22 protein-coding genes and 1 tRNA gene are annotated in these 20,896 nt (G+C 45.9%); 15 read left to right on the forward strand and 8 right to left on the reverse strand.

What is annotated here, in order from left to right; translation table 11 throughout:
* The 5 genes from KDM90_RS12515 to tatC are packed head-to-tail and all read left to right on the forward strand — an operon-like array spanning nt 1 to nt 2,334.
* A complete protein-coding gene (locus KDM90_RS12515) occupies nt 1-348 on the forward strand; it encodes a phosphoribosyl-ATP diphosphatase (protein ID WP_212675957.1) in 348 nt (115 codons plus the stop codon).
* A 44-nt stretch (nt 349-392) separates the two neighbouring features.
* Complete coding sequence (locus tag KDM90_RS12520) at nt 393-749, forward strand: histidine triad nucleotide-binding protein (protein WP_212675958.1); 357 nt, start codon at nt 393-395, stop codon at nt 747-749.
* Nucleotides 750-796: 47 nt separating this feature from the next.
* Complete coding sequence (gene tatA, locus KDM90_RS12525) at nt 797-1,006, forward strand: Sec-independent protein translocase subunit TatA (protein WP_212676188.1); 210 nt, start codon at nt 797-799, stop codon at nt 1,004-1,006.
* Between the two features lie 26 nt (nt 1,007-1,032).
* A complete protein-coding gene (tatB, locus tag KDM90_RS12530) occupies nt 1,033-1,536 on the forward strand; it encodes a Sec-independent protein translocase protein TatB (RefSeq protein ID WP_212675959.1) in 504 nt (167 codons plus the stop codon).
* Between the two features lie 42 nt (nt 1,537-1,578).
* Nucleotides 1,579-2,334 carry a twin-arginine translocase subunit TatC gene (gene tatC, locus KDM90_RS12535; protein ID WP_230409779.1) on the forward strand — a complete coding sequence of 252 codons (756 nt, stop codon included), beginning with the start codon at nt 1,579-1,581 and terminating at the stop codon, nt 2,332-2,334.
* 8 nt (nt 2,335-2,342) lie between these two features.
* Here tatC and KDM90_RS12540 read toward each other — a convergent pair whose 3' ends face one another.
* Both KDM90_RS12540 and KDM90_RS12545 read right to left on the reverse strand, forming a co-directional pair.
* Nucleotides 2,343-3,020 carry a DUF2461 domain-containing protein gene (locus KDM90_RS12540; RefSeq protein ID WP_212675960.1) on the reverse strand — a complete coding sequence of 226 codons (678 nt, stop codon included), beginning with the start codon at nt 3,018-3,020 and terminating at the stop codon, nt 2,343-2,345.
* Nucleotides 3,021-3,052: 32 nt separating this feature from the next.
* Complete coding sequence (locus KDM90_RS12545) at nt 3,053-4,219, reverse strand: S1C family serine protease (RefSeq protein ID WP_329605328.1); 1,167 nt, start codon at nt 4,217-4,219, stop codon at nt 3,053-3,055.
* Between the two features lie 9 nt (nt 4,220-4,228).
* Between KDM90_RS12545 and KDM90_RS12550 the strand changes: the two genes are divergently transcribed.
* Nucleotides 4,229-4,996 (forward strand): Nif3-like dinuclear metal center hexameric protein, encoded by a 768-nt coding sequence (locus KDM90_RS12550; protein ID WP_212675962.1) that lies wholly within the window; start codon nt 4,229-4,231, stop codon nt 4,994-4,996.
* A gap of 59 nt (nt 4,997-5,055) precedes the next feature.
* Here the strand turns inward: KDM90_RS12550 and mscL are convergent, their stop codons facing one another.
* Entirely contained in the window at nt 5,056-5,487 is a 432-nt protein-coding gene (gene mscL / locus KDM90_RS12555; protein WP_212675963.1) for a large conductance mechanosensitive channel protein MscL, read from the reverse strand.
* A gap of 391 nt (nt 5,488-5,878) precedes the next feature.
* Here mscL and petA point away from each other — a divergent pair, with 391 nt between their 5' ends.
* The 6 genes from petA to KDM90_RS12585 all read left to right on the forward strand — a co-directional run bounded on the left by petA (nt 5,879) and on the right by KDM90_RS12585 (nt 10,095).
* Nucleotides 5,879-6,493: a ubiquinol-cytochrome c reductase iron-sulfur subunit gene (gene petA / locus KDM90_RS12560; RefSeq protein ID WP_212675964.1), complete on the forward strand. Its 615-nt coding sequence runs from the start codon at nt 5,879-5,881 to the stop codon at nt 6,491-6,493.
* Entirely contained in the window at nt 6,493-7,905 is a 1,413-nt protein-coding gene (locus tag KDM90_RS12565; protein WP_212676190.1) for a cytochrome b, read from the forward strand. The genes petA and KDM90_RS12565 overlap by 1 nt, the downstream gene beginning before the upstream one ends.
* 25 nt (nt 7,906-7,930) lie before the next feature.
* Entirely contained in the window at nt 7,931-8,695 is a 765-nt protein-coding gene (locus KDM90_RS12570; RefSeq protein ID WP_212675965.1) for a cytochrome c1, read from the forward strand.
* A gap of 102 nt (nt 8,696-8,797) precedes the next feature.
* Nucleotides 8,798-9,409: a glutathione S-transferase N-terminal domain-containing protein gene (locus tag KDM90_RS12575; RefSeq protein ID WP_212675966.1), complete on the forward strand. Its 612-nt coding sequence runs from the start codon at nt 8,798-8,800 to the stop codon at nt 9,407-9,409.
* A 70-nt stretch (nt 9,410-9,479) separates the two neighbouring features.
* Entirely contained in the window at nt 9,480-9,950 is a 471-nt protein-coding gene (locus tag KDM90_RS12580; protein ID WP_212675967.1) for a ClpXP protease specificity-enhancing factor, read from the forward strand.
* Nucleotides 9,951-10,019: 69 nt separating this feature from the next.
* Nucleotides 10,020-10,095: transfer RNA gene (locus KDM90_RS12585), tRNA-Thr, on the forward strand.
* 125 nt (nt 10,096-10,220) lie between these two features.
* Here KDM90_RS12585 and KDM90_RS12590 read toward each other — a convergent pair.
* From KDM90_RS12590 to grxD, 3 genes are all read right to left on the reverse strand, one after another.
* Nucleotides 10,221-11,063, reverse strand: coding sequence for a PhzF family phenazine biosynthesis protein (locus tag KDM90_RS12590; RefSeq protein ID WP_212675968.1), 843 nt, complete (start codon nt 11,061-11,063; stop codon nt 10,221-10,223).
* A gap of 366 nt (nt 11,064-11,429) precedes the next feature.
* Nucleotides 11,430-12,017, reverse strand: coding sequence for a UbiX family flavin prenyltransferase (locus KDM90_RS12595; RefSeq protein WP_212675969.1), 588 nt, complete (start codon nt 12,015-12,017; stop codon nt 11,430-11,432).
* Nucleotides 12,018-12,025: 8 nt separating this feature from the next.
* Entirely contained in the window at nt 12,026-12,337 is a 312-nt protein-coding gene (gene grxD, locus KDM90_RS12600; protein WP_212675970.1) for a Grx4 family monothiol glutaredoxin, read from the reverse strand.
* A 259-nt stretch (nt 12,338-12,596) separates the two neighbouring features.
* Between grxD and KDM90_RS12605 the strand changes: the two genes are divergently transcribed.
* Both KDM90_RS12605 and KDM90_RS12610 read left to right on the forward strand, forming a co-directional pair.
* Entirely contained in the window at nt 12,597-13,022 is a 426-nt protein-coding gene (locus tag KDM90_RS12605) for a DUF2141 domain-containing protein (RefSeq protein WP_212675971.1), read from the forward strand.
* A gap of 9 nt (nt 13,023-13,031) precedes the next feature.
* On the forward strand, nt 13,032-14,540 hold the full coding sequence (locus KDM90_RS12610) for a carotenoid oxygenase family protein (protein WP_212675972.1): 1,509 nt from the start codon (nt 13,032-13,034) through the stop codon (nt 14,538-14,540).
* A gap of 57 nt (nt 14,541-14,597) precedes the next feature.
* Here the strand turns inward: KDM90_RS12610 and KDM90_RS12615 are convergent, their stop codons facing one another.
* Both KDM90_RS12615 and KDM90_RS12620 read right to left on the reverse strand, forming a co-directional pair.
* Nucleotides 14,598-16,955 (reverse strand): Tex family protein, encoded by a 2,358-nt coding sequence (locus tag KDM90_RS12615; protein WP_212675973.1) that lies wholly within the window; start codon nt 16,953-16,955, stop codon nt 14,598-14,600.
* Between the two features lie 275 nt (nt 16,956-17,230).
* The gene (locus KDM90_RS12620; RefSeq protein WP_212675974.1) at nt 17,231-19,411 is read right to left on the reverse strand and encodes a coiled-coil domain-containing protein; all 2,181 of its coding nucleotides are present in this window, start codon (nt 19,409-19,411) and stop codon (nt 17,231-17,233) included.
* 683 nt (nt 19,412-20,094) lie between these two features.
* Between KDM90_RS12620 and KDM90_RS12625 the strand changes: the two genes are divergently transcribed.
* A complete protein-coding gene (locus KDM90_RS12625; RefSeq protein ID WP_212675975.1) occupies nt 20,095-20,895 on the forward strand; it encodes a type II secretion system protein in 801 nt (266 codons plus the stop codon).
* Nucleotide 20,896 lies beyond the last annotated feature (1 nt).

Genomic DNA, 20,896 nt, shown 5'->3' on the forward strand with positions numbered 1-20,896 from the left:
ATGAGTCAAGAATCGATACTGCATCAATTGGCTGCGGTGATAGAAAGTCGTAAGGCGGTCAATGGTGGCAATCCTGAAACCTCTTATGTCGCGAAACTGTTTCATAAAGGCGATGATGCGATTTTAAAAAAAATCGGCGAAGAAGCGACCGAAACCGTGATGGCAGCAAAAGATGCGCGTGTTTCTGGCGATACCTCGGATTTGCTGTATGAATGTGCGGATCTTTGGTTTCATTCGCTTGTCATGTTGGCGCAGTATAATTTGCACCCGCAACAAGTGCTAGATGAATTAGCTCGTCGTGAAGGCATTTCTGGGATAGTAGAAAAAGCGTCTCGTGCTGATAATTAAAGATCTTCTTGCGTGGATTTTGTAACAAATTTTGAGTGAACAGCATGGATAACTGTATTTTTTGTAAAATTGTCGCCAAGCAGATTCCCGCGACTGTTTTGTATGAAGATGATGAATTGCTAGCATTTAATGATATCAATCCAGCAGCTCCCGTACATTTTTTGATTATCCCCAAAAAGCATTTGTCGAGTTTGGCCGACGCAAAAGCCGAAGATGCCGTATTGTTGGGTAAAATGTTGGAATTGGCACCGAAACTAGCTGCCCAACAAGGCTGTGCTTATGTCGAGCATGCGGATGGTTCGAAGTCTGGTGGATTTAAAACCGTTGTGAATACGGGACCTAACGGTGGTCAGGTCGTCTATCACTTGCACATGCATGTGATCGGTGGCGCTAAACTGTAATTATTTTATTGATCGATATTTAGGGCTTGCCCCTTGAAGGAAGCATGATGGGTTCATTTAGTATTTGGCATTGGTTGATCGTCTTGATCGTCGTGGTCTTGGTGTTTGGCACAAAGAAGTTGGGTAATGTCGGTAGCGATCTGGGTAAAGCCGTAAAAGGTTTTAAAGATGGTGTCAAAGGTGAGGATGAGAAGTCACCGAAAGCCGACGAGCAAAAGACCATCGATGTCGAGACAAAGGATAAATCGACACACTAATCTTCGGATGGTGTTAGAGCAGATTTATGATAGATCTCGGACTGACCAAACTTGCGCTGATCGGTGCGGTAGCATTGATTGTTATTGGGCCTAAAGATTTACCCAAAGTTGCGCGTATGGCAGGCACACTGTTCGGACGAGCGCAGCGTTATATCAGTCAAGTGAAGTCCGAAGTCAGTCGCGAAATCGAGATGGAAGAATTGCGTAAAATGCAAAAAGAAGTCGAGTCTGCTGCGCAAAATTTTGAACAAGATGTGCATCAACACATTACTGATGCAGAACACGAATTAAACCGGTTCGTCCAGCCAGAATCAACGTCCTCTTATTCCGCTTACGATTTTGATCCACCTCCGTCTGATGAAGCCATGCTAGCCAAGGCGAAAATTTTCCGTCGTCGAAAAGTTGCAAAAAATTCTAACATTCCAAGTTGGTATAAGAACCGCCACGGTCAACGTAAGCAGGTGATTTCTGGCGCTGCACGGATGGCTCGACATCGGGTAACGCCACGTTCTAGCTCCAGTTTTTTCTGATGTCCCAATTGACTCCTTCCCTTACACGAAAGAATGCCAGCCATGAGTAATGACAATTTCATGGGGATGCAAGAGAGTTTTATCTCCCATTTGGTTGAGCTCCGTGATCGACTCGTAAAAGCTTGCGCTGGTATTGCCGTTGTGTGCGCGGCTTTATTTGCATGGCCGGGTCCGTCAGCGATCTATGATTACTTAGCACAACCTATGGTGGCTGCTTTGCCTGTCGGAGCAAAGATGATTGCGACGGGCGTGATTTCTCCTTTTTTGGTGCCAATGAAGGTTACCTTGCTCTTGGCTTTTCTATTGGCTTTGCCTTGGGTTTTATATCAGGCATGGGCATTCATTGCGCCAGGTTTGTATGCCCATGAGAAACGTCTAATCGCACCCTTAGTCATTTCTTCGTCGATTCTTTTTGCAGCTGGGGTCGCTTTTTGCTATTTCTTCGTGTTCGGTCGAGTATTTAAATTCATTTCTGAATTCGCACCAACGTCGATTACGGTTTCTCCAGACATAGAAAATTATCTCGATTTCGTCATGTCCATGTGCCTCGCATTTGGCCTGACCTTTGAAGTCCCAATCGTAGTGATTGTCTTAGTCCGCACAGGGATTCTGACAGTGGAAAAATTAAAGGCGATCCGTTCGTACGTGATCGTTGGTGCATTTGTGATTGCGGCGGTAGTCACTCCGCCGGATGTCGTGAGTCAATTAGCACTCGCAGTACCGATGTGGATGTTGTTTGAATTAGGTCTATTTGTTGCACCAATTTTTGTTAAAGCAACACAGGCACCACCTGATTGATGAGTCGGCTAGCTGAAGCTAGCGCCACGCAGCCAGCGCACTAAAGGCAGTGCAGTCTTAAATCCATTGACTAGTTTTTGATGCACGTCTTCATATAGCATCCCTTCGAGCGAGCATTCGGTCCAAACCATCATGCTTTTCAGTTTTAAGTACTCGATTAAGGCATGATCAGGATCATAGCCTTTTGGTGGACGTTGTAATTTTCCTTCTTCCTGCAGCTCGCCGAAGCAATCTTTGAGCGCTCTATTCTTCAGCACTTTCTTAAAGCCAGCTTCGTCTTCGAGTAAATGTGTGCGTATGTTTCTCAGCCGATCGGCCGGAGGCATATATTCTCCGACCGCGAAAAGTAAGCGATTGTCTTGGCTAATTTGGAAGTAGTATGCTGGCCCGCCGCCTTCACTTGGTTTCTTGCGCCCGCTAGGAAGTATGGACGCAGAAAAGTAGGTTTTATACGGTGATTTATCCTTGCCAAAACGGACATCGCGATTGATGCGAAACAAGGCTTTTTTGGGATCGCATTGCGCAATCAAAAGATCATGTTTGCTGAGATCTTGAATTAAGCGTGTCACCATATGTAAAAATTCGGCACGCAAAATATCGTAGCGCGGCTTGTTCATGACAAACCACGCACGGTTATTGTTTTCTGACAGTTCGAATAAAAAACGACTGAGTTCGGCAATATGCATCTTTTTCTCTTTGTCTCTAATTTTCGTCTGACTTATTCTTCGGGCTTGAATGGGGGACGTTTACCAACGACGATATCGAGTTGGATTTCATTTGACTGCCGTACTACTTTTAATTTCGCTTTGGAATTGGGTTTGAGTTGCGCAATCTGATTCATCATTTCTCGACTATTCAAAAATGGTTTGCCGTCGATGGCGACACAAATATCGCCAGGTTTCACACCCGCTTGATCGGCAGGCCCACCGCGTACGACTGCTGCGACGATCGAGCCTTTGGTTTGTTTGATGTTAAAGCTTTCAGCCATTTCAGCCGTGATATCCTCTGGGCTGATTCCAAGGTATCCTCGAACCACTTGTCCATCGGTAATAATCGCTTCCATCACCATCTTAATTGTCGAAACTGGTATCGCGAAACCGATTCCAAGGGAGCCACCATTCTGCGAATAGATGGCTGAATTAATTCCCAGTAAATTGCCATTCGCATCGATCAAAGCACCGCCCGAGTTTCCGGGGTTGACCGCCGCATCGGTTTGAATGAAGTTCTCATAAGTATTGATGCCTACACTATTTCTACCTAGTGCAGAGACGATGCCCATAGTGACGGTTTGCCCTACACCAAATGGATTGCCAATCGCTAATACAACATCACCAACATTGGCTTCCTCCGAGTGGCCTAAGGTGATCGCTGGTAAGTCCTTCAAATCAATTTGTAAAACAGCGAGGTCTGTATCTGGATCCGTACCGATAATTTTTGCACTGGCTTGTCTTCCATCAGCTAATGCAACTTCAATCGCATTCGCGCCTTGTATCACGTGATTATTCGTCAGGATATGTCCTTGTGGGCTCATAATAACGCCAGAGCCGCTACTTGATGGACGCTCGGATTTTGGGCGAGCCTGTTCGCCGAAAAATCGTTTGAAAAAAGGATCACTCAAAAGTGGGTTTGTGTTGTTCGAATTTCGCGATGCACTGATATTCACAACCGAAGGCATCGCTCGCTTCGCCGCCAAATTGTAGGAATTCGGCGAGGTTTTCTTGGTGCTAGGTGCCTCGATGAGTGTCGCCGTAGAGCTTAGACTCAAACTTTTATTGATGCCAAAGCCTTGCTGTACCCATTGGGGCTTTAAGGTAGTTACAATAAACCAAAGTGCCAAACCCACGGTGATGGTTTGTGCAAATAATAGCCATAGACGACGCATAATGAGGTTGGTATGTTAAATAAATCGGTAGAGAGAAAAGCACTGGCGCAATTTCTCGATAAAGAACTACAAGTGGCACGTTTTCGTGATTATTGCCCAAATGGGCTACAGGTGGAAGGGCGCGATGAAATTAAGCGTATTGTTAGTGGTGTTACTGCTTGCCAAACTTTGCTCGATCGGGCAGTGGAACTCCGTGCTGATGCAGTACTGGTTCACCATGGTTACTTTTGGCGAGGCGAAGATACGCGTATAGTCGGTCAAAAATTAAAACGCCTAAAAACTTTGATTGATCATAGCATGTCTCTATTTGCTTACCATTTGCCCTTGGACTCTCATCCTAGTTTGGGGAATAATGCGCAGCTTGCGCAACTATTCGGATTTGATGTTTCTGCTCGCTTTGGTGAGGACGAACTTGGCTGGCTTGGGCATGTTCAATCTGAGTCTATTAGCAAGCTATCGGATTTATGCACCCATCTTTCAAGTCGACTTGGACGAGAAGTATTGGCAATCGGCAATCCTGATCAAGTGATTGAGACAATTGCCTGGTGTTCGGGTGCAGCACAAAATATGCTCAGCGCGGCGATTGAATCTGGTGCTAGCGTATTTATTAGCGGCGAGATTTCGGAACCCACAGTACATTTGGCTCGTGAATCCGGCGTTGCCTATATTTCCGCGGGCCATCATGCAACTGAACGATATGGGGTGAAGGCGTTGGGCCAGCGCATTGCCGAAGAGTTTGGTATCGAACATTATTTCGTTGATGTCGATAATCCGGTTTAAGTGAGGTAAAAAGTAAAAAAAGCCGCATAAATTGCGGCTTTTTTATCGTCTGCGCAGTGTTATTTTTTTAATGCATCGCGAATTTCACGCAATAGGGCGATGTCTTCAGGTGTTGGGGCTGGTTCAGCAGGGACGGCTGCCGCCGCAGCTGCGTCTTTCTTTTTCATTAAGTTTACCAAGCGCACCATTTGAAAAATAATGAAAGCGAGAATAATGAAATTGAGAGAAATTGTTAAAAAATTCCCGTATGCTAAAACCGCACCTGCTTTCTTTGCTTCCGCAAGGGCCAAGTTCGTACCTTGACCATTCAAAGGGAGATAATAGTTTGCAAAATCCAAGCCACCAAATATCTTGCCAACGACTGGCATGACAACGTCGCCGACCAATGAATCGACTATTTTTCCGAAAGCGGCGCCGATGATGACACCGACAGCTAAGTCGATTACGTTGCCTTGCGCGGCAAAGCTCTTAAATTCTTGCATCATGCCCATAAAATTCCCCTAAAAACGATAATTTTCAAAAACAAGTCAGGTGCAAAGAGTGAATGATGTTCTCTTTGCAAAGCGAGTTCACAGTATGTGGTAAAACGGCAATATCATAAGCTGCAAAATTCAGAAGCTTGAAGATTTATTGTCAATTTTTGTGAATCTTTGGCGTAAATGTTGTTATTCCTGACTTGATTTAATAGTCTAGTCGTTTTTAAACCAGTGTTTTCGGTTCATTTGAAGATAATTCTGCCTAAAAATGCCGCAAATCGTCCTGCAGAGCATCTTTTTCTTTAAATCACCACTCAGCTCCTTTATAATTTAAGGTTGTAAGAAGTGTAGGGTTATTGGAGCCATATACTTCGTCAAGTTTGATTTTTGATAGATTGGGGTTTGTATGAGTATCGAAAAGCAGGTCGATTCAGGCCGTCGCGGCTTACTCGTTGCAACGTGCGCGGCAGGTGGCGCGGCAGGTTTGGCAACAGCTGGTGCGCTGGTGAGTACTTTTCAACCGTCCGAGCGCGCAAAAGCGGCGGGCGCGCCAGTCGAGGTGGATATTTCCAGCTTGAAACCTGGTGAAATGAGTACAACAGAGTGGCGCGGTAAGCCAGTCTGGATTTTGAAGCGTACGCCAGAAATGATGGAAAGTCTGAAGAAGACGGAAGATAAAGTCGCAGATCCAAAATCTGAAAAGCCGTACACGATGGCGATGCCAGAATACTGCGATAAACAAACGCGTTCGCGTAAAGAACATAGCGACATTTTAGTGACTGTTGGCATTTGTTCACACTTAGGTTGCTCTCCAAGCTCCAAGTTTGCTGCCGGCGCACAACCGTCTTTGCCAGATGATTGGCAAGGTGGCTTTTTGTGCCCATGCCATGGTTCGACGTTTGATTTGGCTGGTCGCGTTTATAAAAATAAACCAGCTCCACAGAATCTGGACGTACCACCTCACATGTTTTTATCAGATACCAAAATCATCATCGGTAAAGATGAGAAAGGCGAGGCTTAATCATGGCATTTGTTGAGAAAAAACTTCCAGACGACGCTCCAGCGCTGGATAAGGCTTTGAATTGGGTCGACTCTCGTTTTCCATTAACTAAACTGTGGAATGATCAGTGGGGTAAGTATTACGCTCCAAAGAATTTCAACTTCTGGTATATCTTTGGCTCTCTCGCGATGTTGGTGTTGGTCATCCAAATTGTGACCGGTATCTTCTTGGTGATGCACTATAAACCAGACGCGAATTTGGCGTTTGCTTCGGTTGAATACATCATGCGTGAAGTTCCGTCAGGTTGGTTAGTGCGTTACATGCACTCAACTGGCGCTTCTGCTTTCTTTATCATCGTGTACTTACACATGACCCGTGGCTTGCTCTACGGCTCTTATCGTAAGCCACGGGAATTGATTTGGTTGTTTGGCTTTGCAATCTTCTTGTGCTTGATGGCTGAAGCTTTCTTCGGTTACCTCTTGCCATGGGGCCAAATGTCATACTGGGGTGCTCAAGTTATTGTTAACTTGTTTGGCGCTATCCCATTCATCGGCCCAGATTTGTCTTTGTGGATTCGCGGTGACTATGTGGTGTCTGACGCGACATTGAATCGTTTCTTCTCCTTCCACGTGATTGCCATTCCATTGGTATTGTTGGGCTTGGTTGTTGCTCACTTGATCGCATTGCATGAAGTGGGTTCAAATAACCCAGATGGTATCGAAATCAAAGAAAACTTAGATGCCGATGGTCACCCGGTTGATGGCGTACCTTCACATCCATATTACACATTCCACGATATTTTCGGCGTGACTGTGTTCTTGACGATTTTCAGTGCCGTGGTTTTTTTCGCTCCAGAAATGGGCGGCTACTTCCTTGAGTACAACAACTTTATCCCTGCGGATTCTTTGAAAACGCCTCCGCATATTGCACCTACATGGTATTTCACTCCGTTCTACTCGATCTTGCGTGCAACAACTTCTGAGTTCTTGTATGTGGTGCAGTTTGGTACAGCCGCTTTTGTTGCTTTGATTTGGTTGAAATCTGGTTTAGGTTTCATCACTAAGGCAGCGATTGCTGGTATTGCCTTAGTTGCGATCGTTGGCATGATGCCTTTCGGCTTAGATGCGAAATTCTGGGGCGTTGTATTGTTTGGTGGCTCTGTTGTGATCTTGGCGTTCTTGCCATGGTTGGACAAATCTCCAGTGAAATCAATTCGCTACCGTCCAGATTGGCACAAATATGTGTACATCGTGTTTGGTATCGCTTTCGTTACTTTGGGTTACCTCGGCGTGCAAGCACCATCACCAACGGGTGAACGTGTTTCCCAAGTTTGTGCATTGATTTATTACGGCTTCTTCTTATTGATGCCATGGTGGAGTGCAATGGGAACTTTCAAACCAGTGCCAAAACGCGTGACGTTTGCTGCGCATTGATCAGATTAAGCGAGGAATATTTAGCATGAAATTACTTAAAAAACTGATCGTCTCTTTGGCATTCGTACCAGCGTTAGCGCTTGCTAACAGTGGTGGTTTCCCATTGGACCGTGCGCCAGATCGTTCAACAGATTTGGCGGCCTTGCAAAATGGCGCAAAATTGTTCGTTAATTACTGTCTGAATTGCCACTCAGCAGTGTCGATGCGTTACAACCGTTTGCGTGATCTGGGTTTGACTGAAGATCAAATCAAGAGCAATTTGCTGTTCACTGGCGAAAAAGTCGGTGAACTGATGAAGACCAGCTTGAGTGCGAAAGATGCAAAGGAATGGTTTGGTGCGGTGCCGCCAGATCTGTCTGTTATCGCTCGTGCTAAGGCGTCCGGTGAAGGCACCGGTGCTGATTGGTTATACACCTATCTGCGCACATACTACAAAGACGATAGTCGACCAACGGGTTGGAACAATATGTTGTTCCCGAATGTTGGTATGCCGCACGCATTGTGGGAGTTGCAAGGTGTTCGTGCAGCGAAATTTGAAACAGTGGAAGACGCTCATGATAAGTCAAAAACTGAGCACAAATTCGTTGGTTTCGAAACTTTGTCAGCTGGGAAATTGAGCGCAGTTGAATACGATAATGCAGTCGGTGATTTGGTTGCGTATTTGCAATGGATGGGTGAGCCCGCACAAAACAATCGTAAGCGCTTAGGCGTTTGGGTTGTGATGTTTATGGGTCTGCTGGCGACATTAGCATGGCGCTTGAATGCCTCCTACTGGAAAGAAGTAAAATAAGTGTAAATTAGTCGTCCGCCAAGCTGCTTGGCGGATGTGTCATCCCAGGGTGAGGTACGCTAAATTGCGCCTCGCCCTAATCGTTTTTAAGGAACTATAAAAATGATGGTTCTCTACTCAGGTACAACCTGCCCATTTTCACAACGCTGCCGCTTGGTCTTGTTCGAAAAAGGCATGGATTTTGAGATTCGCGACGTTGATTTGTTCAACAAGCCTGAAGATATTTCGACCATGAATCCTTATGGCCAGGTTCCGATCTTGGTCGAGCGTGAATTGATTCTATATGAATCTAATATCATCAATGAATACATTGATGAACGTTTTCCGCACCCGCAATTGATGCCAGCTGACCCATTGCAACGTGCGCGCGCACGCCTGATGTTGTTTAACTTTGAAAAAGAATTATTCGTGCATGTACATACATTGGAAAATGAAAAGAATAATTCAACTTCCAAAGTATTAGACAAGGCTCGTGCGGAAATTCGTGACCGTTTGACGCAGTTAGCTCCTTTATTTGTTAAAAATAAATATATGCTAGGCGAAGAATTTTCGATGTTAGATGTTGCAGTCGCGCCTTTGCTATGGCGTCTTGATCATTATGGTATCGATCTTTCTAAAACAGCAGCGCCACTGCTGAAATACGCTGAACGTATTTTCTCTCGTCCAGCTTATATTGAAGCTTTGACACCGTCAGAAAAGGTCATGCGTCGTTAATCTTATCTCGCGGTCGTCCGTCATACGAATGACCGCGAATTTTGAATCTCATTGAAAGCTTTGTAGACTCATGTCTGGAATCTCAACAAAACCTTATTTATTGCGCGCGATATATGAATGGTGCACGGATAACGGCTTTACTCCTTATTTATCGGTAAAAGTCGGTAGTGGGGTGCAGGTTCCAATGGAATTTGTGCGTAAAGGTGAGATCGTTTTGAATGTGAGTTTTACCGCGACCAGCGGATTGAAAATGGATAATGAGGCTGTAACATTCAAAGCAAGATTTGGCGGAGTCTCGCGGGACATTTATGTTCCGGTTCGCAACGTGCAGGCAATCTTTGCGAGTGAAAACGGACAAGGTATGGTGTTTGACCATGTTGATGATGAGGATGTGACGCCAATTGAAACAAATAAGCCATCGATTGGTTTGGCCTCAGTCGGAAGCAGAGACGAGATCTTCGCTGCAACAGAGGAAAATCCTGATTCGAATAAAGAAACTCAAAAAAAATCAGAAAAACCTTCCCTAAAAATCATAAAGTAGTCTATAATTTTGTTCTTCAAGATTCGTTGCAAAACAAAACGTAATGCAGCAAAAATTGAAACGATTTTCGCCGGCTTAGCTCACTTGGTAGAGCAGTTGACTTGTAATCATCAGGTAGCCAGTTCGATTCCGGCAGCCGGCACCAATTAAAAAGCCAAAACATGAAAATGTTTTGGCTTTTTTTCATTTCCGTTTTCGATTTACTTACGTTTATTTGCCCTACTAAGGTAGAAGTGGTCAATTCTTTCGTCTGCTGACCAATGCATTCCATCAAGTTGTTAGTAAGCGTGCAGTGCCGTAAATGCGAATGGAGGTGCCAGGTTCTTCGCTGAACTCAGCATGGATCACGGAGCGCATCCCCATGTCTTCTCCTTGTATTAATGTAATGTTCCCTTGATGTGGCCAATGTATGTCGCGTAAATAGCCAGCAAATGCAGCGGAAGCTGCACCAGTTGCGGGGTCTTCATAGACACCCCCATATGCAAAGGCATTACGACTATGGAATAACTGCTGATTGTCCACAACCACGAGCATAATTGTCACAAGACCGTGTCTTTGCATGAAGTCCCGACCCAAATCAAAGTTATATTTCATGTCGCGGAGCGTCTGGCGCGACTGAAGACATAACAATAAGTGATCTGCACCGCCATGAATCAAGGCTGATGGTATTCTGAGATCCAAATCGTTAGGGCGTAAGCCGAACAATTCCATTGCGGAAGCAAGGACATTATTCTCGAGTGTCGTACTCTTTGTCGGTGGTGATTGAAGACTGGCACTGATTGTGTTCTCATCTACTTGTCCGCTAACACTGATTTGCCCAGCGCTCAATTGCAACTCGTATTGGTCGTCTCCAAACTCCTGTGCGAGGATGGCGCCGAGAGCGATCGTTGCATGACCGCAGAATGGAACCTCCGATTCTGGAGAGAAAAATCTTACCTGCCAATGGTCGCCTAATCGGCAAGCGAAAACGGTCTCAGAATAGCCTACGTCCTTTGCAATAGCCTGCATTTGGTGAGGTTCGGGTAGCGCCTCACCTAACCAAACGCCTGCCGGATTCCCACCTTGGTCTTTATCAGAAAAAGCGGCAACGCGAAAAATCGATGTTGTATTCATAGTCACTTGTAGTTGAAACTGGCTTGAAAGAAATTAAACGAGGTACTAGAGGTAAGTCGACTCATACTAATCACTCTGGGCAAATTACGCTACTGAGCGATCATAAAAGCTGGGATAGGGAACAACTCGAACAGGCCAAGCTCACAGTGTAGCGGGCATAGGAAGTAGGCCGAAATCAGTGCGCGATTGACTATATTGATCGCAAACTTTGCCTTATCCCTCGGGAGCATTGATGCAGTGATAGGCTTGCTTGCGGAAATTGACAATCGGCCGGTCCGCAATCAGAGCGCCATACTTGCCGCAATGATTTCGCCTATCCTCTAGTCTTACGTAGTCGTTAGAGGAAGCGATAGAATTAATGCAAGTTTACTCGCTTGTATCCTTGAGTCCATTCCAACGTGGTGCAAGTTGGTGCTCAATTTGAAATAGATCAAGTACGCGGGCCACACTATGATCAACCATTTCCTCAATCGTTGATGGACGATGATAGAAATTGGGAAGCGGTGGAAATACAATGCCACCCATCTCAGTGACAGCTGTCATATTACGCAAGTGTGCTAAATTAAATGGTGTTTCTCGCACCATCAATACTAAACGGCGACGTTCTTTCAAAACCACATCGGCGGCGCGAGTAATCAGATTGTCCGCAAAGCCATGGGCTACGGCTGCCAGGGTCTTCATCGAACAAGGTGCAATGATCATGCCGTCCGATTGAAAAGATCCGCTGGCAATACTGGCGCCGACGTCACGCACGGAGTGCACCACGTGCGCTAAAGCCTCTACATCTTTACGCTTTCGATCAAGTTCTTGATGAATATTGAGAACACCCGCATCGGAGATCATCAAATGTGTTTCGATGTTGGGAATGGCGTGCAAATGTTGGAGTAGACGCACGCCGTAAATTGCTCCTGTGGCACCGGTAATCGCGACGATGATGCGCACTGGTTTGTTCATCGATTTACTTAGCCCTTGATCAATGCTTGCAATTCACCATTCTCAAACATCTCGTTCATGATGTCTGAACCACCAATAAATTCACCCTTGATATATAACTGAGGAATAGTTGGCCAATTGGAAAAATCCTTGATACCTTGGCGTACCACTGGGTCATCTAACACGTTGATCGTCACGAGATTTTCCACGCCACTCGCTTTCAACAACTGAATAGCGCGCCCTGAAAAGCCGCATTGTGGAAATTGCGCTGTGCCCTTCATGAACAAAACCACGGGGTTTTGTGTGACAGTTTCTTTGATCCAGACTTGTACGTCGCTCATGTTGCATCCTTCATTGATAAATATACGATTTCCGCATTATAAAGGAAAAGCGAAAAACACTTTGATGCCGATAGGATTAGTTCCTTTGCCATCAATCATTCTAAAAATATAAGCTTTTCTCTCCTTGTCTTACCTGTCATGTCAGTTCGCGCCCTGAATCGACGGTTCGCGTCGCGCTCTTGCAATTGATCGCATTTTTTTCCTCCAGCTTGACAAGCTCTCTAAGATTCAAGGCAGTACATACTTGATTGGAGGTCTTATGAACAACATGAAATACATTGCGCAGTCTTTGATACTCGTCTCGACTTTGTTGGCCGCACAGGTTTGGGCGGCTGATCTAACAGTTGAAGTCATTGGTATTAGTCAAGCGAAGGGCGATATTCAGATCGCTATTTTTGACCAACAGAACCAATGGCTACGCAAAGCGAAGGCTAGCAAAAAACTTATTGCATCAGAAGGCAAGGTGCAAATCGTCTTCGAGAATCTTGCAGATGGTGAATATGGACTCTCCGCCTTTCATGATCTCAACAGTGACGGCAAGCTTGACACTAACGTGATCGGTATTCCAACTGAACCCTATGGATTCAGCAATGATGCTGTAGGTAATTTCGGACCGCCTTCCTTCACAGATGCGAAAATAAAAATTGAGGGAGCGCACAAACTAATTTCTATTCGTCTAAATTAGGAGTCTTCCATGAACCGTCGTTATTTCTTACAAGGTATGGGAGGCATTCTCGCTGGAGGCGTCGTCCCTAACCTAACGCAGGCACAGTCATCCCATCGCCTTGGTATCGCTAAGGATTTATTCCACGCGAATGCGCGTTTGACACCTTTGCGAGGTTACCAGGGACAAGACGTTTCTTGCGATCAGGCGTGGATTGAGGGCACGATACCGACCGATCTTCGCGGCGATTTCTTTCGCAACGGCCCCGGCTTGTTTGAGCGTGGAGGACAACGATATCATCATTGGTTTGACGGTGATGGCATGGTTCACGCATGGCGCTTTTCTGAGCGCAGCGTATCGCATCAAGCGCGCTTTGTACGAACTAAGAAATTCATCGCCGAACAGCAGGCCGGGGAATTTTTGGTGCCAGCATTTGGAACCGCGATTCGGCCGAAGATACCTTTACGGTCGTCGGATACCATGAATACCGCGAATACCAATGTCATTAAATTGGACGGGCGATTGTATGCGTTGTGGGAAGGTGGTTCAGCGCATGCGATGGACTCCCAAAATTTAGAGACAAGAGAACTGGTCACTTGGGCGCCTGAATTGGCGGGTATGCCATTTTCAGCACATCCTAAAGTCGAACCAGACGGAACGATGTGGAACTTTGGGACGATGATGGGGAAACTCATTCTGTATAAGATTTCTAAGCAAGGAAAACTATTACAACACCACGTCATGAATGCGCCGAGTTCCGCCATGGTCCACGATTTTGTGATTTCGCAAAATCATTTAATTTTTATGTTCTCGCCGATTAGCTTGAATATCGATGCCGTGCGCTCTGGGCAAAGCATGGTTGATTCGATGGAATGGAAAGGGCAAGAATCCACCAAGGTTTTGCTAATTGAAAAAGACGATTTCAGTCGTACGACAATGTTGGAATTGCCAGCGATGATGCTATTTCATTTTGGAAATGCATGGGAAGAAGATCAAACTATTCGTCTCGATTTTGTGAAAAGTACTGACCTCGGCAATTTTAAAGAGTGGATGCCGAAAATGATGCAAGGGCAAGATATACAACACGGGGAATCGACCCCCGCATTTCTGCACATCGATCTGCGAACTAAGCGCGTCCGTATTACGCAGCGCACAGAAGTAGTGGAGTTTCCGCGCGTTGATCCACGCTATGTTGGGCGCAGAAACCGATTTTTGTTCTATCCCGTAGCAACTGAGTCAGCGGAATACCGAACCCTGAACGGCGTTATGCGCTTGGACTTGCAAACCGGTAAAACGGAACAATTTGATTTTGCCGATCGTATGCGTTTAGAAGAACATGTTGTGGTGCCAAAAGCTGGTGCAGCCCGAGAAGGTGAAGCTTGGCTAGTCGGCGTGGGTTTTGACGTGCAAAGGCAAACTAGTTTTGCGAGTGTTTTTGATGCGGAAAATTTGTCAGCAGGGCCAGTAGCATTGGCCCATTTACCATACTGGACACCGCATTGTTTTCACGGAAATTTCTACCCAACTTCGTCAATTTAGTATCAGCGTGAAAATCGTTGTGAGGTCATCAACGACGACCTCACAACGATTTATTCACTAGCGTTTCAATTTGGCAAAAGCCGATGCCATTGCACTATTCATTGGACTTGTCACTTGGGTGTGTTGGGTTTGATTGCGATGCTGGTTGAGCCGTTTAGCATCATCTCGATCACTACGTTGTTCAGGTTTGCTTCCTGCCTGCGGTGCCGAGTCAGTCAGTCGCATAGTCAATGCGATGCGTTTGCGTTTTTCATCCACCTCTAGTACTTTTACTTTTACGACTTGCCCCGCTTTCACCACACTGTGTGGATCTTTAACGAAGGTGTTCGATAAGGCGGAGATATGCACTAGACCATCTTGATGTACACCAATATCCACAAATGCACCAAATGCAGCGACATTGGTGATGACGCCTTCCAAGATCATATCTGGGCGCAGATCTTTGATCTCTTCGATACCATCTTTGAAAGTCGCAGTCGTAAATTCAGGACGCGGATCGCGGCCCGGTTTTTCTAGCTCTTTCAAAATGTCCGTGATGGTGGGAACGCCAAATTTCTCGTCCGCATACTTCGCTGGCGTTATCGATTTGAGCGCATTGCCGTCACCAATAATGGACCTCACATCTTTTTTGATGTCGGCTAAGATTTTCTCAACTAAAGGATAAGATTCTGGGTGGACTGCAGAACGATCAAGTGGGTTATCGCCGTTCATAATACGTAAGAAACCAGCGGCCTGTTCAAACGTTTTGTCGCCGAGGCGCGGGACTGAACGGAGATCTGCTCGTGACTTAAACATACCTTTGGCATCGCGGTAATTCACGATACTTTGCGCCACACTACTCGACAAACCAGAGACACGCGCAAGCAAAGGTGCGGAGGCGGTGTTGACATCAACGCCAACCGCATTTACGCAATCCTCAACGACCGCATCGAGTGACCTAGCGAGTTGGGTTTGGCTGACATCGTGTTGATACTGCCCGACACCAATCGATTTTGGATCGATCTTGACCAATTCAGCCAGAGGATCCTGCAAGCGACGCGCAATCGAAACGGCGCCGCGAATGGTGACATCCAGATCAGGCAGTTCTTTGGAAGCAAATTCAGAAGCCGAATAGACCGAGGCACCCGCCTCAGAAACCACAATTTTGGTTAATTTTAATTCTGGCCTGAGCTTAATGAGGTCCTGGGCTAGTTTATCGGTCTCGCGTGAAGCTGTGCCGTTACCAATGGAAATTAAAGATACATTGTGTTTTGCTGCCAACTGCGCCAGAGTATGAAGTGCACCATCCCAATCATTCCGCGGCTGATGTGGATAGATCGTTGTGTACTCCAAAACTTTGCCAGTCGCATCGACTACCGCGACTTTAACGCCAGTACGTAAGCCAGGATCGAGGCCCATGGTCGCATGGGGGCCTGCAGGAGCCGCGAGTAACAGATCTTTTAAGTTACGCGCAAAAACGTTGATCGCTTCGAGTTCCGCTTTTTCACGTAAATTCGTCATTAACTCCGTTTCAAGATGCATGAATACCTTGACTCGCCATGCCCAGCGGACGGTGTCGCTCAGCCATTTGTCAGCAGAACGACCTTTGTTACTGACCCCAAAATGGGCTGCGATGCGGCTTTCGCACGGATTCAGCGGTGCATCCCACTTCGGTTTTTCTTCTTCACTATCGAGCCGCAACGCAACGCTCAAGAACTCTTCTCGACGCCCTCGGAAGATCGCCAAGGCGCGATGTGATGGGATTGTGCCTAAGGTTTCCGTATAGTCGAAGTAGTCGGCAAACTTTGCACCTGCATCTTCTTTGCCCGCCACGACTTTGGTTTCGACAATACCGTGATCGATTAAATATTCGCGAATACTGTGCAACAAAGTCGCATCCTCAGCAAATCGCTCCATTAAGATTTGACGCGCGCCATCAAGTGCAGCCTTGACATCGACCACTCCTGGATTGTCACCATTGGCGGTGGAGAAAGCCGGTCTCAAATAAGGTTCGGCGGCGGTTTCTGGAACTAAGTTTGGATCTGCGAGCAAAGCATCCGCCAAAGGCTGTAGTCCCGCCTCAACCGCGATTTGCGCCTTAGTGCGCCGTTTTTGTTTATACGGCAAATAGAGATCCTCTAGCCGAGTTTTGTCTTCGGCAAGATGAATCGATGTAAGCAATTCGGGCGTCATCTTATTTTGCTCCTCGATCGAAGCGATGATTGCCGCACGACGTTCTTCTAATTCACGTAAATAGCGAAGACGCTCCTCAAGTAATCGCAATTGGGTGTCATCCAGACCACCAGTGACTTCCTTACGATAGCGGGAGATAAAAGGTACCGTAGCGCCTTCATCTAATAGAGCGACGGCAGCAGCGATTTGTACGGGTTTGGCGGCAAGTTCAGCAGCCAAACGTTGTTCGATAGAAGGCAACATAAATAAACTTAGGAAATTTCAAAATTGAATCAAGGTCGAGATCATACGCAATTTGCGTAATTGCGCCAGTCTTGACAGATTCCAATTGATGTTAAACGCGAAATCTGCATTTCCGAGTTTATTTCAAAGCTAGATAAAATCGCCAAAAAAATTCGAGCCGCTGTCATGATCCCTAGATAAATCGCGAATCAACGGCGGGCAAATCACGTGAATAGGGCAACATTTGACCTAGGCTTTTACGATTGCCTCTTGCATCGTCATTTCTGTTGCATCAATTACGGGCTTGGTCGACGCTTCCGTAGCGCAAACTGCTCAAAATTCTTGTCCAACTTTAATTGATTGGCGCTAAAGCTCGAAGCGGGCGTTTCCTTGATTGGCGAGGTGTCGTTTGTATGTTCCGGTTTCAGCAGGGCTGCTTGCTTAGCTTTTACCTCATTTTCCACTCTGTATTCTAATCCTTCACCCATAGAGAGCGTTTGCGTTCTGATTATGAGGCCGATTGCTATCCCCATGACCACAAATGCGAGATATTTTGTGCCGTTAACAATGTGAATCCAGAACTCGTCGCTTCCAAGTTGGCGCAAACCTAATTTGGAGCGCAATGCATGGATAGCTTGGGTGATTTTAAGTTGGCGTGCGCGTTTTGCATTTTGTTGAGCGATGCGACGCGATTCTATTTCGATTGCACGCGCTTCAATTTCAGCCTGTTCAATCGCATTCAGTTGCGCTACGCGCTCCGACTGTAATTTCTCTAGTTCCTGTTCTTGTTGCAAACGGAGTTGTGCTTGGTGCTCTTTTTGTTTTGCACGCGCTAGTATTTGCGCGCTTACTTTTGATTGTTGATTTTCAAGTTCGACTATTTTTTGTAATCGGGTCAAGTGCTCCTGATCTGCCTGTTTTTCTCGTTCACTTTCGTCTAGATTGGCCTGTCGGATCAGCTCAAGTTCGGTGAGTTGTTGAAGGTGTCGAGATTGATCTTGCCGTAGCTGTTGGGTTTGCGCTGCGAGCTCTGACTGTTGTATTGCACGTTGCTTTTCGGCGTCCATAAGCAATGTGTTCTGAATCATTTGTTCTTCTATTTGTCGCCTTTCAACTTCAATCTGCGCTTGGTTTTTGGCAATCTGATTGAGGAGTATGTGCTCTTCGCTGAGTTTTTTCTCGGTTAAAGTACGGGCCTGTTCGAGCGCATCAATGCGGGCTGCAATCGCATTGGCAAGGTCGGATTCCAATCGCTTTTTATGCTCGATCTCGACCAACAAGGTCTCCGCTTGTTGTGCATTCTGATTGGCTAGGTCGACCGCCGTCTGCTCATTTTCTAATTTCTTTTGCAATTCTGTTCGAAGCATGATTTCGGTCGCTAGGGTGCTCTCGTGTTGTAGAGCTAATTCTCTTTCGGCGGCTATTTTTTCCTCGAGCGCGACTTGATGTAGATGCGTTTGTCTTTGCATCTCGGTTTGTTGGAGCATGGATTGACGTTCTTGTTCCAATGCGTTTCTTGCCTGTTGCTCGGCGATTTCTTCGGCCTTTGTAAGCTGCTGTAGCTCGGCTATTTTTTGCTGCTGTAGCTGCTGGCGTTCAAGCTCGAGCGACATTGCATGTTGCCGTTGCTGATTGTTTGCTTCGATAACTTGATTGAGTTCTTGTGTCTGTTGGATCTCTGCCTGTGCGGCCTGTATTGCAAGTTGTTCGGCGTGAATTCTGGCCTCAATCGCAAGTGCCTCCGCAGCTTCTGTCTCCTTGCGTGCTTCGATGGCGGCAATTGCATTTTGCCGTTTGCTAAGCAATTCGCGGAATTCAATTTCGGCTAATTTTTCTGCCGCGAGACGTTCTTGTGCAAGTTGCTCAGCTTGTCTTTCTTGTAGATGACGCTCGTTCTCTGTCTGTATCAACAGGTTTTGGGCGTCTCGATTGATTTGTGCTTGTTTAAGTAAATCTTGCTCTGTCTGTAGGCGCGCCTCGATTGCTTGTTGTGCGCTCTGTTCGACGAGTAGTTTTTCTGAGATTGCCTGCTTGTTTAATTCTTCGAATTGAATCTTCTCAAGCGCGATACGTTGCAGCTCTTTTTCAAGACTTTCTCGTTCTCGTGCGACGGCAATGGATGCTTGTGTTTGTTCTGCAAGTTCTTGCTCAGCACGATGCGCTGCTCGTTCAGCGTTGAGACGTAGTTGAATCGCGTTGCTAAGCTGGATTTCCTCCGTGTGTTTTTTTATTTCTCGTTGACGGAGTTCTTCCAAATCGTGCTGCGCAAGTGTGAGTTCGCGAGATTTCTTTTGTTGTTGCACCTGTTCTGATTTTAGCTCGCCTATCTCCGCCTCGATTTTGTCTAGTAAAAAAGGCTGGTTGGCATCAATCTGAATAGCTTGCGAAATGGAGGTTTCGGTTTTGCTTGGTGCATTTAACGTTGACTGTTGCCGTTTTGATTCGGCTAATTTGAGTGCATTAAGTAACTTGCTCATAAAAATTTCAAAGTGAATTGGCCAAATGTGAAGTGCATTTGCTTGTATCGCTTAAGACTCATAAGGAATGTCGGATAGATAACACATTGGAGCACAATTCAAGCAAGCAAAGTATAGCGAATCCAGCAATTGTATAGTTTGTCATTTGCGTGCCGAGTAGATAAAGCTTCATTCTTGTGGATTAACTTAGCGAAAAATAGACATGTAAAATTAATCCATTGAAATTAGATTTACACGTTAATTTAACGCCATTTTTACGTGCAAACATCTAATTTTTACATGTATTTGTCACATTATTCGTGTAATATTCGCCGTTTTTTAAATTGGCACGCTTGTTGCTAGCTACTGCTTTGCGATCCAAATTGATTTTTAGATATTGTGGAAAAAGCATGAAAAAGGCGAGATATTGTTAATAATATTGCCTTGTGGAAATTTTAAGATTATCTATTTGTTAAATGGTTTTTTTGTATAGATTTTATGGCGTCATTTTAATGAGACAGAGCAACTAAAACTGTTCTGGGTCAAATTTTTTTTAGAGTACGATTGCCAAGCTGCTGCGTTGTGTGCTCTTTTTTTTGGCATGGGTTTGGTAAGAATTGTGTATTAAGTTGGATTTTTTCGGCCGTTTTAAAAGAGCCGGCGACGGACCGAAGAGTCTTTGTATATTTATTTAGGGGGTAGGAATGAAACGCAAACTTCAACAAGGTTTTACTTTGGTCGAAATGGCCATCGTTCTCGTGATCATTGGTTTGATTTTGGGCGCGATTACGATCGGTAAAGATGTACAGCGCAATGCTGAATACACCAAAGTTAAGCAGAAATTTATTGATCAATGGGTTGTTGCCTATAACGCTCATACGCAACGTACTGGTGTTGTGCCTGGCGATAGCCAAGTCGCACCTAATTTGATGGTGAATGGTAGCTTGTATACGGCAGTTGGTTCTGGTGGTGATATGACTGGCGTTACGCCACCGGATGCTATGTGCCGTGGCGCCGTAGGCCGTGACATGACTCGTTCAAACGTGACGACGGATTTGCGTGATGTGATGTTGCGTGCTGGTGTGCGTATGCCACCTGGCCGTGCTGAGGGAGCGGAAGATCGTTACGTTTACCTCGATTCCAATGGTAACCCACAAGAAATTCAAGTTTGCTTTCAGTGGAATAATCCACAATTGCCTGAAGGTTCCGGTAACGTGATGGTGATCAGTGGTTTGACCCCAGATTTGGCACGTGCCTTAGATCAAATGATCGACGGCAAACCTGATGCGCAAGAAGGTGCATTCCGCCAACAAGGTGTGTTAGCTGGTAATGGCGGTGCAAATGCGCCGGGTGTTGAATGGTCAACCAATAACCAAGCGAAATACTCTGATCGTGCAACAGTGGTGACTGCTGCGGCTTCAGCTGGTTCTAGTGCTGGCGCGGTGTCGAATCGCGATGAAGACCAAGTTGCTACAGTGGTTGCGATCTATAAGATGAACCAATAAT

This window comes from Affinundibacterium fentianense (assembly GCF_018139545.1).
Taxonomy (GTDB): domain Bacteria; phylum Pseudomonadota; class Gammaproteobacteria; order Burkholderiales; family Burkholderiaceae_D; genus Undibacterium; species Undibacterium fentianense.

Excerpts from the sequence above, each read along its gene's own strand:
- KDM90_RS12515 (WP_212675957.1), top strand. The coding sequence starts at position 1 with ATGAGTCAAGAATCGATACTGCATCAATTGGCTGCGGTGATAGAAAGT.
- KDM90_RS12520 (WP_212675958.1), top strand. The coding sequence starts at position 393 with ATGGATAACTGTATTTTTTGTAAAATTGTCGCCAAGCAGATTCCCGCG.
- tatA (WP_212676188.1), top strand. The coding sequence starts at position 797 with ATGGGTTCATTTAGTATTTGGCATTGGTTGATCGTCTTGATCGTCGTG.
- tatB (WP_212675959.1), top strand. The coding sequence starts at position 1,033 with ATGATAGATCTCGGACTGACCAAACTTGCGCTGATCGGTGCGGTAGCA.
- tatC (WP_230409779.1), top strand. The coding sequence starts at position 1,579 with ATGAGTAATGACAATTTCATGGGGATGCAAGAGAGTTTTATCTCCCAT.
- KDM90_RS12540 (WP_212675960.1), bottom strand. The coding sequence starts at position 3,020 with ATGCATATTGCCGAACTCAGTCGTTTTTTATTCGAACTGTCAGAAAAC.
- KDM90_RS12550 (WP_212675962.1), top strand. The coding sequence starts at position 4,229 with ATGTTAAATAAATCGGTAGAGAGAAAAGCACTGGCGCAATTTCTCGAT.
- mscL (WP_212675963.1), bottom strand. The coding sequence starts at position 5,487 with ATGGGCATGATGCAAGAATTTAAGAGCTTTGCCGCGCAAGGCAACGTA.
- petA (WP_212675964.1), top strand. The coding sequence starts at position 5,879 with ATGAGTATCGAAAAGCAGGTCGATTCAGGCCGTCGCGGCTTACTCGTT.
- KDM90_RS12570 (WP_212675965.1), top strand. The coding sequence starts at position 7,931 with ATGAAATTACTTAAAAAACTGATCGTCTCTTTGGCATTCGTACCAGCG.
- KDM90_RS12575 (WP_212675966.1), top strand. The coding sequence starts at position 8,798 with ATGATGGTTCTCTACTCAGGTACAACCTGCCCATTTTCACAACGCTGC.
- KDM90_RS12580 (WP_212675967.1), top strand. The coding sequence starts at position 9,480 with ATGTCTGGAATCTCAACAAAACCTTATTTATTGCGCGCGATATATGAA.
- KDM90_RS12590 (WP_212675968.1), bottom strand. The coding sequence starts at position 11,063 with ATGAATACAACATCGATTTTTCGCGTTGCCGCTTTTTCTGATAAAGAC.
- KDM90_RS12595 (WP_212675969.1), bottom strand. The coding sequence starts at position 12,017 with ATGAACAAACCAGTGCGCATCATCGTCGCGATTACCGGTGCCACAGGA.
- grxD (WP_212675970.1), bottom strand. The coding sequence starts at position 12,337 with ATGAGCGACGTACAAGTCTGGATCAAAGAAACTGTCACACAAAACCCC.
- KDM90_RS12605 (WP_212675971.1), top strand. The coding sequence starts at position 12,597 with ATGAACAACATGAAATACATTGCGCAGTCTTTGATACTCGTCTCGACT.
- KDM90_RS12610 (WP_212675972.1), top strand. The coding sequence starts at position 13,032 with ATGAACCGTCGTTATTTCTTACAAGGTATGGGAGGCATTCTCGCTGGA.
- KDM90_RS12615 (WP_212675973.1), bottom strand. The coding sequence starts at position 16,955 with ATGTTGCCTTCTATCGAACAACGTTTGGCTGCTGAACTTGCCGCCAAA.
- KDM90_RS12620 (WP_212675974.1), bottom strand. The coding sequence starts at position 19,411 with ATGAGCAAGTTACTTAATGCACTCAAATTAGCCGAATCAAAACGGCAA.
- KDM90_RS12625 (WP_212675975.1), top strand. The coding sequence starts at position 20,095 with ATGAAACGCAAACTTCAACAAGGTTTTACTTTGGTCGAAATGGCCATC.